The sequence below is a fragment of the Pseudarthrobacter sp. J47 genome (genome assembly GCF_049810315.1).
GTDB lineage: Bacteria > Actinomycetota > Actinomycetes > Actinomycetales > Micrococcaceae > Arthrobacter.
This window is the reverse complement of the sequence record NZ_CP187358.1, coordinates 2,789,375-2,804,011: the sequence shown is the minus strand read 5'-3', so window position 1 is coordinate 2,804,011 and position 14,637 is coordinate 2,789,375. Positions and strand designations below refer to the sequence as shown.

Annotated in this window: 9 protein-coding genes and 2 tRNA genes; 8 read left to right on the top strand and 3 right to left on the bottom strand. The window is 64.6% G+C overall.

The annotated features are described in order from the left end of the window. The first annotated feature begins 12 nt into the window (after positions 1-12). From nudC to ACPJW8_RS12805, 3 genes are read left to right on the top strand one after another with little or no spacing between them, the layout of a single operon-like run. Positions 13-1,038 carry an NAD(+) diphosphatase gene (nudC, locus tag ACPJW8_RS12815; protein ID WP_330187618.1) on the top strand — a complete coding sequence of 342 codons (1,026 nt, stop codon included), beginning with the start codon at positions 13-15 and terminating at the stop codon, positions 1,036-1,038. Positions 1,039-1,098: 60 nt separating this feature from the next. Continuing rightward, positions 1,099-3,234: an ATP-dependent DNA helicase UvrD2 gene (locus ACPJW8_RS12810; RefSeq protein ID WP_330187619.1), complete on the top strand. Its 2,136-nt coding sequence runs from the start codon at positions 1,099-1,101 to the stop codon at positions 3,232-3,234. Next, entirely contained in the window at positions 3,231-3,893 is a 663-nt protein-coding gene (locus tag ACPJW8_RS12805; protein ID WP_330187620.1) for a M48 family metallopeptidase, read from the top strand. The genes ACPJW8_RS12810 and ACPJW8_RS12805 overlap by 4 nt, the downstream gene beginning before the upstream one ends. On the opposite strand, the gene ACPJW8_RS12800 is transcribed toward ACPJW8_RS12805, so the two are convergent. Further along, positions 3,890-5,362 (bottom strand): zinc-dependent metalloprotease, encoded by a 1,473-nt coding sequence (locus ACPJW8_RS12800; RefSeq protein ID WP_330187621.1) that lies wholly within the window; start codon positions 5,360-5,362, stop codon positions 3,890-3,892. The genes ACPJW8_RS12805 and ACPJW8_RS12800 overlap by 4 nt on opposite strands. Positions 5,363-5,579: 217 nt before the next feature. Between ACPJW8_RS12800 and ACPJW8_RS12795 the strand changes: the two genes are divergently transcribed. The 5 genes from ACPJW8_RS12795 (at position 5,580) to ACPJW8_RS12775 (ending at position 11,446) form a co-directional block, all read left to right on the top strand. Beyond that, entirely contained in the window at positions 5,580-6,758 is a 1,179-nt protein-coding gene (locus ACPJW8_RS12795) for a YlbL family protein (RefSeq protein ID WP_330187622.1), read from the top strand. Positions 6,759-6,895: 137 nt separating this feature from the next. Continuing rightward, complete coding sequence (locus ACPJW8_RS12790; RefSeq protein WP_330187623.1) at positions 6,896-9,910, top strand: UPF0182 family protein; 3,015 nt, start codon at positions 6,896-6,898, stop codon at positions 9,908-9,910. A gap of 169 nt (positions 9,911-10,079) precedes the next feature. After that, positions 10,080-10,153: transfer RNA gene (locus ACPJW8_RS12785), tRNA-Met, on the top strand. A gap of 134 nt (positions 10,154-10,287) precedes the next feature. Beyond that, a tRNA-Met gene (locus ACPJW8_RS12780) sits at positions 10,288-10,361 on the top strand. A 137-nt stretch (positions 10,362-10,498) separates the two neighbouring features. Next, on the top strand, positions 10,499-11,446 hold the full coding sequence (locus ACPJW8_RS12775; protein ID WP_330187624.1) for a hypothetical protein: 948 nt from the start codon (positions 10,499-10,501) through the stop codon (positions 11,444-11,446). Positions 11,447-11,577: 131 nt separating this feature from the next. Here ACPJW8_RS12775 and ACPJW8_RS12770 read toward each other — a convergent pair whose 3' ends face one another. Together ACPJW8_RS12770 and ACPJW8_RS12765 are read right to left on the bottom strand one after the other, a co-directional pair. Next, a complete protein-coding gene (locus tag ACPJW8_RS12770) occupies positions 11,578-12,378 on the bottom strand; it encodes a PspA/IM30 family protein (protein WP_330187625.1) in 801 nt (266 codons plus the stop codon). Between the two features lie 119 nt (positions 12,379-12,497). Beyond that, the gene (locus ACPJW8_RS12765) at positions 12,498-14,555 is read right to left on the bottom strand and encodes a TPM domain-containing protein (RefSeq protein ID WP_330187626.1); all 2,058 of its coding nucleotides are present in this window, start codon (positions 14,553-14,555) and stop codon (positions 12,498-12,500) included. Between the last annotated feature and the right edge of the window lie 82 nt (positions 14,556-14,637).

The window sequence follows — 14,637 nt, the reverse complement described above, 5'->3', positions numbered from 1 at the left end:
TACGGTGGAGGCATGAGTCGAACAGAGTCTGCGGCGCCCTTCCAGGCGCCGGCGGCGCAGCAAGTGAGTGCCAGCCACCTGGTGGAAACAGTGCTTCCCGTGCCGCCGGCGCTCATCAACCGTGGATCCGTTGAGCGTATGAAGCCGGGCATGGCCGCGGAGACCGCCATGCGGCCGGGAGCCCTGGCCATGGTCCTGGCGGGCAGGGATGCTCTGGTCTCTGCTGACGGCCTGCTCCTGTTACCTGCACCGGAGCTGCTGGCGCGGCTCTCGGACGCCGGCCTTCCCGCGCAATACCTCATTTACCTCGGCTCTGCCGTTGAGGGGGCTGACATACCTGCCGGGACTGAGATTGTCCTTGTTGTGGTGCCAACCGCCTTGCCTGCGGAGTTCACGGGGGCGCCGGGGGATTCGGAATGGCTCGGCTTCCGCGCGGTTGCTGCGCGGCTGAACGCATTGCACGCCGCCCTGTTCGTGGAGGCCAGCGCCATTGCCAACTGGCATGCCGGGCACACCCATTGTCCGCGCTGCGGCACGCCCACCAATGTTGAAGCGGGCGGATGGGTCCGCCGTTGTCCGGCGGATAATTCAGAGCACTACCCGCGTACCGATCCTGCGATCATCGTCACTGTGGTGGGGCCGGACGGCCGGCTGCTCCTGGGCGGCGGTGGAGCCATGGACAACAAAATGCACTCCACCCTTGCCGGATTCGTTGAACCGGGGGAGTCCCTGGAACAGGCCGTTGTTCGGGAAATCCGGGAGGAAGTGGGAGTCCGGGTCACCGCCTGCCAGTACCTTGGCTCCCAGCCGTGGCCGTTTCCGGCATCATTGATGTTGGGGTTTACCGCAGCCACGGAGGATCCCATAGCAACTCCCGACGGCGTGGAGGTCACCCGGGCCCGTTGGTTCACCCGTGCGGAACTCCAGTCCGCCGTGCTTTCCGGGGAGATCATCATCCCTTCCAGGCTTTCCATTGCCAGGGCCCTTATTGAGCACTGGTATGGCGGCCCGGTTCAGGAACCGGCCGCCGTCGTGTGAGCGGCGCCCCGCAGGACGGCACCATCCCATCCATCCCCGCACCGACAGCAGAGCAGCAGAGTGACCACAGAGAGCATTGACAGTACCGCCTCCCTCGAGGAACGCATCCTTGGCGGGCTCGACGCCGAGCAGCGGGAAGTTGCCACCACGTTGCGTGGCCCGCTCTGCGTCCTGGCCGGCGCCGGAACGGGGAAGACCCGCGCCATCACGCACCGCATCGCGTATGGTGTGCACTCCGGCGTGCTGTCCCCGCAACGGCTGCTGGCCGTGACGTTCACGGCACGGGCCGCAGCGGAAATGCGGAGCCGGCTGCGGGACCTTGGCGTGGGCAACGTCCAGGCCCGGACGTTCCATGCCGCAGCCTTGCGGCAGCTCCAGTTTTTCTGGCCGCAGGCCGTGGGCGGCCAGTTGCCCAACCTGTTGGACCACAAGGCCCCCGTGATTGCCGAGGCCGCCCGCCGGCTCAGGCTCACCACGGACCGCGCGTCCATCCGCGACCTCGCTTCGGAGATCGAGTGGGCCAAGGTATCAATGCTCACTCCGGCGAACTACCTTGAGAAAGCCCAGGACCGCGGCACCCCTGGCGGGTTCGACCTCACCGCCGTGGCCCGGGTCTTCCAGGCTTACGAGGACGTCAAAACGGACCGCAACATCATCGACTTCGAGGACGTTTTGCTGATTACTGTCGGCATACTCCAGGAAGATGCCAAGGTAGCGGCCACGGTGCGGGAGCAGTACCGCCATTTTGTGGTGGATGAATACCAGGACGTTTCTCCGCTGCAACAGCGCCTGCTGGACCTGTGGCTCGGCGGACGGGACGAACTCTGCGTCGTGGGAGACGCCTCGCAGACCATCTACTCGTTTACCGGCGCTTCTCCGCAGCACCTGCTGGGCTTCAAAACCAAATATCCGGATGCCGCCGTCGTCAAGCTGATCCGCGACTACCGGTCAACGCCCCAGGTGGTGAAGCTGGCCAACAACCTCCTGGCCGGCCGGCGCAGCGGTGGCCCGGTGGCTGATGCCGCCTGGGCCACACCCCTGCAGCTGGTGGCGCAGCGCCCGCAGGGGCCGGAGCCAAAGTTCATGGAGTGCACTGACGATGAGGCCGAGGCCGCCGCCGTGGCACAAAAGATCCAGGCACTGCTCGACGCCGGTACCCTCGCCAGCGAGATCGCCGTCCTGTTCCGGACCAACGGGCAGTCAGCCGCTTATGAGCAGGCGTTGGCATCTGCCGGGATTGGCTACCAGCTGCGCGGCGGCGAGCGTTTCTTTGCCCGCAAGGAAGTCCGGGACGCCATCCTGCAGCTTCGCGCTGCCACGCGTGCTGTTGCCGAATCCGGGGCGCCCGAACCCCTGGGCCAGCTGGTCCGGGACATTGTGGCTTCACTGGGCTACACGGACGCAGCACCCCACAGCGGAGGGGCCTCCCGGGAGCGGTGGGAGTCGCTGGCTGCACTGGTTGCGCTGGCGGATGAACTGGTGCTGGCACGCGGCCCGGAGTTCGGACTGGCGGATTTCGTCAACGAACTGCAGGAACGCTCGCTCGCCCAGCATGCGCCCACCGTCCAGGGCGTCACCCTGGCCTCGCTGCACGCCGCCAAGGGACTCGAATGGGACGCGGTTTTCCTGGTGGGACTGAGCGAGGGCTTGATGCCCATCTCTTTCGCGGACACGCCGGAGAGCGTAGATGAGGAACGCCGGCTGCTCTATGTGGGAATCACCAGGGCGCGGGAGTTCCTGTCGCTTTCCTGGTCCACCGCGCGAACGCCCGGCGGCAGGGCCAACCGGAAGCCTTCCCGGTTCCTGGACGGGCTCCGTCCCGACTCCGTAGCCGGCAGTTCAGCGCGTTCCCTGCCTCAGGTACCGCGGCGCAAGGCGGCGGCGCCGGCCATGTGCCGCGTGTGCGGCAGCATGCTGGCCACCGGCGCGGAGCGGAAGGTAGGCCGGTGCAGCCAGTGTCCGCCCAGCTACGAGGAACAGACTTTTGATGACCTGCGGCAGTGGCGGAAGGCCACTGCCCTGGCTGCGGACGTGCCGGCGTTCGTGGTGTTCACGGACGCCACCCTGACTGCCATCGCAGAGGCCAAGCCCACCAGTGTTGAGCAACTTGCCACTCTGCCCGGAGTTGGCCCGTCCAAGCTGGAAAAATACGGCCAGGCAGTGCTGGACATCCTGGCTGAAAGCACTGCGGAGTGAGCCCGCGCAGGGGAGCGGCGCCGGCGGGGGATACCCTGCGGACCCTTGAGGATGGTGCCGCGGTGGTGGTGCGCCGGTCGTCGCGGCGAACGCGCACAGTGGCCGCGTTTTGGGAAGACGGCCAGGCAGTGGTTGCCATTCCTGCACATTTCAACAGGACTCAGGAAACCGAGTGGGTTACCCGGATGGTGGAGAAACTCCATCGGCAGGGAAGGAAGCCCACCTCGGGCAAAGGTTCGCGCCGGGCACCCAACGATGCTGCCCTGGCTGAACACGCAGCCGGACTGTCACAGGCCTATCTGGGCGGGCGGGCAGTTCCAACGTCCGTGCGCTGGGTACGGAACCAGAATTCACGCTGGGGTTCCGCCACTCCATCGGAGGGGACCATCCGCCTCTCGCACAAGCTCCAGCCCATGCCGCAGTGGGTGATCGACTACGTCCTGCTGCATGAATTGGCGCACCTGCTGGTTGCCGGCCATAACGCGGCGTTCTGGAAACTGCTGGAAGCCTACCCCCACACCGAACGAGCCAAGGCCTTCCTGGAAGGCGTCTCTTTCGCTACGGCGCGCGGCATGGACCAGGCGACGGCCGAAGGAGAAACCGAGGACGGGCCCACCGAAGGCGGGCCCGTCCAGGACAGAGATTGCGGGGCCGGTTAGGGCTTTCCGCCAGCGGGACCTTCTCCGGAGTCGTCCGTCCCGGTTCCGCCGTCGCCTTCGGCAGTATTTCCATTGTCGTCAGGGGTACCGTCCTGGCCCCCGGTGCTGCTGTCCGGCTGCGGCGTATCAAAGCCGCCGCTCAGCAGTTTCTGCAGGGCATCGTCGACCTCGGTATCGCTGGCCTCGGCCAGGGCGCGCCGCGAGCTGAAGCCCTTGGGGTCGTCGAGGTCTTCAGCAGTGGGGAGGAGGTCCGGGTGGTGCCAGATGGCATCCCGGCCTTCGATTCCGCGTTCTTCCTTGAGGGTTGCCCACAGGGTGGCGGCCTCGCGAAGGCGGCGGGGGCGCAGTTCGAGGCCAACCAGTGACGCGAAGGCATGTTCGGCCGGGCCGCCGGTTGCGCGGCGGCGGCGCACAGTTTCACGCAGGGCTGCGGAGGAGGGCAGGACGTTTTCGGTAGCCGCGGCAGTGAGCTCGTCCACCCAGCCTTCCACCAGCGCCAGTGCGGTCTCCAGCTTTTCCAGTGCCTGTTCCTGCGCCGGGGTGCGCTGGGGCATAAAGACGCCCTGGCTCAGTGCCTCCTGGATGCCTTCGGGGTTTCCCGGGTCCAGGTCGCGGGCCAGCTCTTCGATGCGGGACATGTCGATGTGGATCCCGCGGGCATAGGCCTCGATGGCACCCAGCAGGTGGCCCCGGAGCCATGGCACCTGGACGAACAACCTGGCGTGCGCGGCTTCGCGGACAGCCAGGAACAGGCGGATGTCGTTCTCGGGAATGCTCAGCCCTGCACCGAATTTGGCCACGTTCGAGGGCAGCAGCGCCATTTCCAGGTCTGCCAGTGGAACGCCGATGTCCGTGGAGCTGACGACCTCAGCGGAGAGCGCGCCAATGGCCTGGCCCAGCTGCATGCCGAAGATGGCGCCGCCCATGTTTTGCAGCATGGAGGAGGCGCCGCCCATCATGGACTTCATTTCCTCGGGCATCTGTTGGGTCATGGCCGACGACAGGGCGTTGGCGATGCTGTTGGCCACGGGCTCAGTGAGCCGCTTCCAGGTGCCAAGGGTTGCTTCCACCCATTCGGCCCGGGACCACGCCCGGCCGATCAGTCCGGTGGCAGGCAGCCCGGTAACCTGATCCAGCCACAATTCGGCAAGCCGCAGGGCCTCGTCCACCTCGCGCGATTGCTGGGAAGTAACGGATGGGTCCGAGCCAGTGGCGGCCACTCGGCGGGCATTCTCATGCGCAAGCTGCCAGTTGACGGGGCCCTCCGACGGGGCGCTCATCATGGCCTGTACCTGGGAGAACATCTGGGCCAGGAGGTTGGGGTCGTCCGGCAGTCCTGCAGCGCGGGCGATCTCCGCGGCGTCGATGTTCTCCATGCCTTTACCGCCCATCAGGTTCTGCAGCATTTCTGCCAGCGGATCCTTGGGCTTGTCATCACCGTCAGATGGATTGAGGGGGTTGGAGGTCATGGTCCTGCCGATCCTAGAGGTGCCTGTTGATCATCTTCACGGTACCCCGCAGCCGGTACCGCTGTCTGTGGAAATGCAGCCCGTTCGCTGATGGCAAAGAACGAAGCGGTCCGAGCACGTACGCTTGACGCGGAAGTAGAACGTTGCCGGGCAGTACCCGAGGCACGGGATGGTCCTGCCGCCGTCGGCTGGCCCTGCGGCGAAGAGAGGTAATGGCATGACGATCACGCGTGGAGACCACCCCGGAGGGGAGCCCACTGAAGGCACGGGCGGCCCCGGCGGCCATGGACGCCGCAGGGCGGCATCACCGGCCGGCCCCACCCACGGAAACGGTCCGGCGTCCGTCAGGGATCGGGGATTTGCCGCCATGCTGATGTCCGGCCTGGTGGCGCTGGTGCTGGGCATCGCCGTCGGCACCTTGCCGGTTCCCTACGTCGTGGAGTCGCCCGGACCAACCTTCAACACGCTGGCCACGGACGGCGGCAGTCCCGTGATCAGCGTCAGCGGACATGAGTCCTTCCCGGCTGACGGCAGGCTGGATCTCACCACTGTGTATGTGGACGGCGGCCCCAACGGCCCGGTGTCTGTCCTTGGAGCGTTTTCGGCCTGGCTGGATCCCAACAAGGCCGTGTACCCCGAGGAACTGATCTATCCCACGGAGGTGACCAGCGAGGAATCCGAGCAGGAAAGTGCCGCAGCCATGGCATCTTCCCAGGAGAATGCCGTCGCTGCCGCCTTGAACGAGCTCCGGATTCCGTTTGAACAGCAGTTGCAGGCGGCAGGGTTCTCCGACGGTTCACCGTCCGCCGGCAAGCTGGAGGAGGACGATGTCTTCCTGAGTATCAACGGGAAAGACGTGACGTCACTTCCGGTCATTCAGGAGGAGCTCGCCGCAGGAGCCGGCGCCGAGGCAACCCTCGTCGTCGAACGGGACGGCAGTCCTGTCACGGTGGCCGTCACGCCTGTTAAGAACGACGCCGGCAATTACGTTTTGGGTGTGCTGCTCAAGTACCGCTATACCTTCCCGGTCTCGGTCACCATTTCGCTGGAGCGTGTGGGTGGGCCCAGCGCCGGGCTGATGTTCGCCCTCGGCATCGTGGACACCATCACGCCCGGCAGCCTGACCGGTGGAAAACATATCGCCGGTACCGGCACGATTACCCCGGAAGGCAAGGTTGGCTCGATCGGCGGCATCGGCCAAAAGATGATCGGTGCGAAGGCCAGCGGGGCAACCATGTTCCTTGCTCCCGCCGGAAACTGCGATGAAGCGGCCGGGCAGATCCCTGCAGGGCTCCAGGTGGTCAGGGTGGAAACGCTGAAGGACGCGCGGCAGGCAGTTGAAGCGGCCGCCTCGGGCACCGGTGTGGAGAATTTGCCTTCCTGCGCCAGCAACTAGACTGGGGCCGGAACTATGCTGTGCCGCCGCTCGTGCCATTGATGACGGCTGTTGCCCTTCCCCGATGTACCGGCAGTCAGCGGTTGTTCCACCGCACGCTCAACTGTAAATAGACAACCAGCTATGAGGTATCGAGTTTGTCCCGTCCTGCTGCAACACCCCCGCCCGGAAGACCCGCTGCCAGACGCGGCGCACTGACGCCCACGCTGATTGTCGTTGCCGTCATCGTCGTCGGTTTTATCTTCTTCGCCAACGTCTGGACCGACGTCCTGTGGTACCGCCAGTTGGGCTTCGTGGAAGTCTTCCTGACTCAGAACCTGGCCCGGATCGGCATCTTCGCGACCGGCTTTGCGCTGATGTTCACCGCTGTCTTCTTCGCGGTCCGGATCGCCTACCGTTCCCGCCCGGTGTATGCCCCGGATTCGGAGGTACGGGACAGCCTCAACCGCTACCAGGCACAGCTTGAGCCGGTCCGCCGGGTAGTCATGCTCGGTGTGCCCATCGTTTTTGGCCTGTTCGCCGGCAGTGCCGCCGCCAGCCAATGGCAGCGCGTCCTGCTGTTCTTCAACCAGGAACCGTTCGGCAAGACCGATCCTGAGTTCAACATGGACATCAGCTTCTACCTCATGACGCTGCCGTTCTTTGGCTTTATTACCGGGTTCCTGATCAGTGTTGTGGTCGTGGCCGGCATCGCCGGGCTGCTCACGCACTACCTGTATGGCAGCATCCGGCTGATGGAACGCGGGGTCTTCACCAGCCGCGCAGCCCAGATCCACATCGCAGTGGCCGGCGCCGCTTTCCTGGTGCTCCTGGGCATCAATTTCTGGCTGGACCGGTTTGCCACGGTGCAGGGCAACAGCGGTAAATGGGCAGGTGCGTTGTACACCGACGTCCACGCCGTGATTCCCACCAAGGCCATCCTGGCAGTGGCAGCCATCCTTGTTGCCGTGCTGTTCATCGTTGCGGCCGTGATCGGCAAGTGGCGCCTTCCCATCATCGGAACGGCAATGCTGATCATCACGTCCATCCTGGCAGGCGGCGTGTACCCGTGGGTCATCCAGCAGTTCCAGGTGACGCCGTCTGAGCAGACGCTCGAAGAGAAATACATTGGCCGAAACATCGAGATGACGCGGGCCGCGTACGGCCTGGACCAGATCCAGGTGGAGCGCTATAACGCCACCACCACCGCCGAATCGGGTGCCTTGGCGCAGGACGCACAGACCACGGCGAACATCCGCCTCCTGGACCCGAACCTGATCTCAGATGCCTTCAGCCAGTTGGAGCAGTACCGCCCGTACTACGACTTCCCCGAAGCGCTGAACGTGGACCGCTATGAAGTGGACGGCAAGGTCCAGGACACCGTCATCGCTGTCCGTGAGCTCAATACTGCCGGGCTGGGCACTACGTCCTGGCTGAACCAGCACGTGGTCTACACCCACGGCTATGGTGTGGTGGCTGCCAAGGGCAACAAGTTCACCGCTGACGGCAAGCCTGATTTCCTGCAGTCCGGGATCCCCACGAACGGCGTGCTGGGCAACGATTCCACGTACCAGCCGCGCGTTTATTTCGGCGAAAACACCACTGACTACTCGGTGGTTGGCGCACCTGAAGGGGCCCCCAACCGTGAGCAGGACCGGCCCTCCGGTGAAGCAGGCCAGCAGGACACCCAGTACACCTTCACCGGTGACGGTGGCCCGAACGTCGGCAGCTTCTTCAACAAGGTCCTCTATGCGATCAAGTTCCAGTCCACTGACCTGTTGCTCTCCGACGGCGTGAACCCGGAATCGCAGATTCTTTATGACCGCACGCCCCGCGAACGCGTAGAAAAGGTAGCCCCGTACCTCACGGTGGATGGAAACGCCTACCCGGCGATCGTTGACGGCCGCATCAAGTGGATCGTGGATGGCTACACCACCAGCCAATACTTCCCGTATTCGGAGCAGGCCCAGCTTTCCGCGGCCACTGCAGACTCGCAGACCACGGCCGGCCGGAGTGCGGCACTTCCCAACAGCACCGTTAACTACATCAGGAATTCGGTCAAGGCCACGGTGGATGCCTACGACGGCACTGTGGAACTCTTTGCCTGGGATGACCAGGATCCCGTCCTGAAGGCCTGGCAGAACGTTTTCCCGACCAGCGTCAAGCCTTATTCCGAGATGACGGCGGACGTCATGAGCCATGTCCGCTACCCGGAAGACCTGTTCAAGGTCCAGCGTGAGCTGCTTGGCAAGTACCACGTGACGGACCCGGTCAGCCTGTTTAAGGGCGACGACGTCTGGAGCGTTCCTGCCGATCCCACCGTGGAGAGCACTCCCCAGAACCCGATTAAGCAGCCGCCGTTCTACATGTCGCTGCAGATGCCGGACCAGGAGGCTCCTGCGTTCCAGCTGACTTCCGGCTTTATCCCGCAGACCGGCGGGGAGGGCAGCGCCCGGAACATCCTTTACGGGTTCCTTGCAGCGGACTCCGACGCCGGCAGGGAGGCGGGCGTCAAGGCGGAGGGCTATGGCAAGCTGCGGCTGCTGCAGATCCCGCCGGAAACCCAGGTGCCCGGTCCGGGCCAGGCGCAGAACAAGTTCAACTCCGATCCCACTGTTTCCCAGGCGCTGAACCTGTTGCGCCAGGGTGCTTCGGATGTACTGAACGGCAACCTGCTGACCCTGCCTGTTGGTGGCGGATTCCTGTACGTCCAGCCCGTATACCTGCAGTCCACGGGTGAGACGTCCTACCCCACGCTGCAGCGCGTGCTGGTGGCGTTCGGCGACAAGATCGGATTCGCCCCGACCCTGGATGAGGCCCTCAACCAGCTCTTCGGCGGTGACTCCGGCGCGGCCGCCGGTGACTCGGACAACAACGGCCAGACACCTGCTGATCCTTCGGCACCGGGTGGAGCGACTGATGATGCCCGGGCAGACCTGAAGGTGGCGCTGGAAGAAGCAAACGCAGCCATCCAGGCCGGACAGACGGCACTGGCCGGTGGTGACTTCGCAGCTTACGGCGAACAGCAGAAGCGGCTTTCGGAGGCCCTGACACGTGCCCTCGAGGCCGAAGCCAGGCTGGAAGCAGCAGCTGCCGAGGAAGCCCCCGCGGCTCCCGCAGCATCGCCTACAGCCACGCCCACGCCCACGGAAAGTGCGCCAGCCGGAAGCTGACCGCATACTCCCTGCAGCACACGGATCGCGGCGGCCCCGACAATCAGCTACTGACTGGCGGGGCCGCCGTCGTACGTTCAAGGGGTCTCGCCAGGCCGCGCGCAGAGACGGAGATCACGACGTTTCGATTTGGCCCTCCCTTTACCTGTTGGTAGAGTTGTTTGTGCGACGCGGGGTGGAGCAGTTCGGTAGCTCGCTGGGCTCATAACCCAGAGGTCACAGGTTCAAATCCTGTCCCCGCAACTGAAGGAAAAGGCCTGGAAACTGGAAACAGCTTCCAGGCCTTTTTGTTGTCCGCCTTGGAAGGTGGTCGAATCTGCCCAGGAGCAGCACGTGGTCAGGCGGACCGCGAAACTAGGGTAGTGTTGTTCGAGCGACGCGGGGTGGAGCAGTTCGGTAGCTCGCTGGGCTCATAACCCAGAGGTCACAGGTTCAAATCCTGTCCCCGCAACAAGAATGAATGGTCCTGTCAGGCATTACGCCCGGCGGGGCCATTCTTTTAGCCCATCACCGGCTTCCTAGTATTCTCATTGGCAGGGACCCGCCCGGTTAGCAGCTTGGTGGGCCGTTCTTGAGAGGAATGCTTTGATGTCCACACCCGCGAAGAAGCCGGGCACCCTGAGCAGCAAATCCACATCCGGCCGCAGGTCCCGGCTCTATTGGGGCGTGCCCGCTGTGCTCGCGGCACTGGTCCTGCTGGTCCTGCTTGCAAAGTGGCTGGTCGGCCTGGACGCCGTGGCTGCGTTCCTGCGCGACTACCCCGGTCACAGCAACCTTCCTGAAGGTGCTCCGGTGGGGTTCCCGGCCTGGCTGGGCTGGCAGCATTTCCTGAATGGCTTCTTCCTGCTGCTGATCATCCGCTCAGGATGGCAGGTCCGGACCACCACACGCCCCAGCGGCCGGTGGACCCGTAACAACAGGGGATTCCTGCGGACCAAGCGGCCACCCACCACGATCACCCTCGAGCTGTGGTTCCACCTGCTTCTGGACGCCCTCTGGATCATCAACGGCGTGGTTTTCGCGATCCTTCTGTTCGCCACGGGCCAGTGGATGAGGATTGTCCCCACCAGCTGGGACGTGTTCCCCAACGCCTTGTCAGCTGCTTTGCAGTATGCGTCCCTGAACTGGCCCACGGAGAACGGCTGGATCAATTACAACGCCCTGCAGCTCCTGGCGTACTTCGTAACAGTCTTCATCGCCGCCCCGCTCGCGTTCATCACCGGCCTGCGGATGTCAGCGGCATGGCCGGCTAGCGCCAAGAGCCTGAACAAGGCCTACCCCATTGAACTTGCACGCGCCATCCACTTCCCGGTGATGATCTACTTCGTGGCGTTCATCGTGGTCCACGTCTTCCTCGTCCTGGCCACCGGAGCCCTCCGGAACCTCAACCACATGTACGCCGGCACGGACGGCGAGGGCTGGCTGGGCTTCTGGTTGTTCCTTGCGTCAGTGGCTGCGATGGCGGCTGCATGGTTCCTCGCCCGGCCGATTTTCCTGCGCCCGATTGCCTCGCTGATGGGCAAGGTCAGCCGCTAACGGAGCGCGGGAACCAGCCGCTAGGGGAGCGCGGCAAAGGACTACCGCACCTGCACAAAAAAGAGGATCGGGATTCGTAACGAATCCCGATCCTCTTTTATGCATCTGTGCCGTGTACGGCCCCTGCAGGCTTAGAGCTTGTCGAAGTCTGCTTCGTCAACGGTTGAGCCGCTGGCCTGCGCCGCGCCGGCGGTCCCGGAGGCTCCGATGGCCGGCTTGGCTCCGCCGTTCTTCAGGGCGGCCAGGCGCGCCTCGATTTCCACCTGTTCGCCGAGGTCTTCGAGCTGGTTGAACTGTGCGTCCAGGCTTGATGCGGCGAGCTCCTGCTGGCCGCGGACCTTTGCTTCTTCGCGGCGGATCTTTTCCTCGAAGCGGCCCACCTCGCTGGTGGGGTCCAGGATGTCGATGCTCTTGATGGCATCGTGGACCTGGGACTGGGCGGCCGCTGTCTTGGAACGGGCCACCAGCTCGTTGCGCTTGCTGGTGAGCTGGTTCAGCTTGCCCTTCATCTGGTCCAGGCCGGTCTTGAGCTTGTCAACAACCTCTTCCTGGGAGGCGATGTTGGGTTCAGCGGCCCTGGCTTCGTTCTCCGCGGACATCTGGCGTTGCAGGGCCACCTTGGCGAGGTTGTCGAACTTCTGGGCGTCAGCGGCGTTGCCACCGGCACGGAGTTCATCGGCCTTGCGTGAGGCCGCCAGGGCCTTGTTGCCCCAGTCCTGTGCGTTCTTGACGTCTTCGTTGTAGTCGTCCTGGAGCATGCGGAGGTTGCCGATGGTCTGCGCTACGGCCGACTCTGCCTCGGCGATGTTGTTGGTGTAGTCGCGGACCATCTGGTCCAGCATCTTCTGCGGATCCTCGGCGTTGTCCAGCAAGGAGTTGATGTTCGCCTTCGCGAGCTGTGCAATGCGGCCGAAGATGGACTGCTTAACCATAGTGTTGCCTTTCGTCCTGCTCAGTGATGGCCACTGAAGTCAGTGATCAGTTGTTGTACCGCTTCTACCCGCCGGGCGGTCATCCCGCACAGCGCCTAGTCTTGTGGTGCCGGCCTGCGCTAGAAGTCGCCGCCGCCTCCGGAGTCTCCGCCCCAGCCGCCGCCGATGTCTCCGCCGCCGCCCCAGCCGCCTGAATCGCCGCCGCTGCTGTGGCCACCGCCCCAGCCACCGCCGCCGCCAAGGATCGAGTTGATCAGGATTCCGCCCAGGATGGCGCCGCCCAGGCCGCCGCCACCGCCGCGGTTGCCACCGAACATTCCGCCGCCGAAGCCCTGGTTGACGTACCCCTGGTTGCCGTAGCCAAAGCTGTCGACGTCGGCCTGTGCCAGCTGCGCGGCCTGCGCCGCGAGGGCGTGGGCCTGCTGGGCATAGGTCAGTGCGGTGACCGGGTCATTCCGCGAGATGGAGATGGAGTAGTCAAGGTTGCGCTGGGATTCGGCCAGCCGGGTCCTGGCCTCCGTGCCCACACCGCCGCGGCGGGCTGTGATGTAGTCCGACGTGGCGCTGATCTGGGCCTGCGCAGCCATGATGGCCTGCTGGAGGGAAGCCTGCGCGCGCCGGGCCTGTTCCTGGTTGTCGCGGATTCCCGTGAGTGCCTGGTCCAGGGTCTGATGGGCGGTCTCGACGCGCTGCAGCGTGGCCAGCGGATCAATCTTCCCTCCGCTGATCTCGGTCTTTACCTGCGCAAGGGCAGCCTCAACCCCAGCCACCGGGCCGGCCAGCTCTGGATGGGCGCCGGACTGGATCATCGCCTTTGCCTGAGCCAGGTCCTGCGAGGTGTCAACGACTGCTGATTCGAGGCCACGGCGGGCTTCGTCGAGGCTGCCGGACACCTTGGTGATGGCGTCCAGGAGCACGTTGGTCTGGTGGAGTCCTTCTTCGGCGGCCCGGACGGCGACAGCCGCCAGTCCTGCCTCACCGGCAGCAAGCTTTTCGCGCCCGGTGGCCGTGGCGTTCCGGACGAACTCGATGCGCTCCTTCGCCTGGCTGATGTTGTCTGCAACCTGCACCAGGGCGCTGTCGGCATACTTGGTGCGCAACGACCCCAACGACTCCTCGGCGCCGGAAACCTTGGACTCAGCCTTCTGCAGCCCGTCCTCGACGTTGGCCAGCGCCTGGGGGGCGTTCTTCTCCAGCTCCCGGAGGGAATCGAAGTCCGCTTTCTGCTCCTCAAGGGAAGCCAGCGCCGCCTCGGAGCGGCGGATGATCTCGCCCAGCCAACTGCGCTGCTGTTCCTCGGTGTCAGGGATGTGGTCATCCAGCTGCTGCTGCAGCTTGAAGGATTCGCTCATGTGCGCCTTGGCCTCATGCAATGCCTTGGTGAAATTCCCGACGGCGGCATCGCCGTATTGTGCCTGCGCGAAGCCGAGCTCCTGCTCACTGGAGGTTATGGCGTTGTCCGCTTCGATCAGCAGGGATCCGCTCTTCTTGCGGAGCTCATCCACGCTAAGGCCTGCCAACGGGTCCAGTTTCTGGCCCTCGGTGCCGTAATCGCCGCCCTGGGCGGCCTGTTCGGCTTTCTTCCGGCGGTTGCGCATGTAGAGGTACGTCCCCGCGCCGCCTGCGGCAACAACGGCCCCCACGCCAACCAGAACGCCCGCGCCGGCACCTTCACCGGAGTCATTGACGGTTCCCTTGCCGCCGCCGGCCGCGTTGCCAACAGCCGCGGCGGCATCGATTGCTGCCTGCGCATAGTCCAGCTCGCTCAACTGCGGCGTGATGGCGCTGCTCTTGATCGTCTCTATTTGCTCCGTGGTGAGCTTGGTTCCGCCCTTGTTCAGGGTGTACTGCCTGGCGTCGGTGGCAACAGCGAAGATTAAGGCGTTGGGCCCCAAGCCCGCCTTATCCGCGACTTCGTCGGTCCAGGCTTCCCGGTCAGTGGGGTTCTCGAAGCGGTCCACGAAAACCACGTGCAGCACCATGGCGTGCTCTGTGCCGAGCGTTTTGATGGCCGCTTCGACCTCATCCTCGCGGTCACCCAGGACACCTGCGGAATCAACGATTTTGGTTACTGGATCCAGGGTGACGGGGTCCTCGGCCCAGGCCGCTGTGGCCGGGATCGTCAGCAGGCCGGTGAGGCCAACGACGGAGAGAATACCTTTGAACTTTGACCGCATGTGCAACCCTTCAGCACGCCAGACACCGATTCGGGACGAATCGGTCGTCGCAGAATCCATCAGCGCCCCCACGCAGGTGTAT

Excerpts from the sequence above, each read along its gene's own strand:
- nudC (WP_330187618.1), top strand. The coding sequence starts at position 13 with ATGAGTCGAACAGAGTCTGCGGCGCCCTTCCAGGCGCCGGCGGCGCAG.
- ACPJW8_RS12800 (WP_330187621.1), bottom strand. The coding sequence starts at position 5,362 with ATGACCTCCAACCCCCTCAATCCATCTGACGGTGATGACAAGCCCAAG.
- ACPJW8_RS12795 (WP_330187622.1), top strand. The coding sequence starts at position 5,580 with ATGACGATCACGCGTGGAGACCACCCCGGAGGGGAGCCCACTGAAGGC.
- ACPJW8_RS12775 (WP_330187624.1), top strand. The coding sequence starts at position 10,499 with ATGTCCACACCCGCGAAGAAGCCGGGCACCCTGAGCAGCAAATCCACA.
- ACPJW8_RS12770 (WP_330187625.1), bottom strand. The coding sequence starts at position 12,378 with ATGGTTAAGCAGTCCATCTTCGGCCGCATTGCACAGCTCGCGAAGGCG.
- ACPJW8_RS12765 (WP_330187626.1), bottom strand. The coding sequence starts at position 14,555 with ATGCGGTCAAAGTTCAAAGGTATTCTCTCCGTCGTTGGCCTCACCGGC.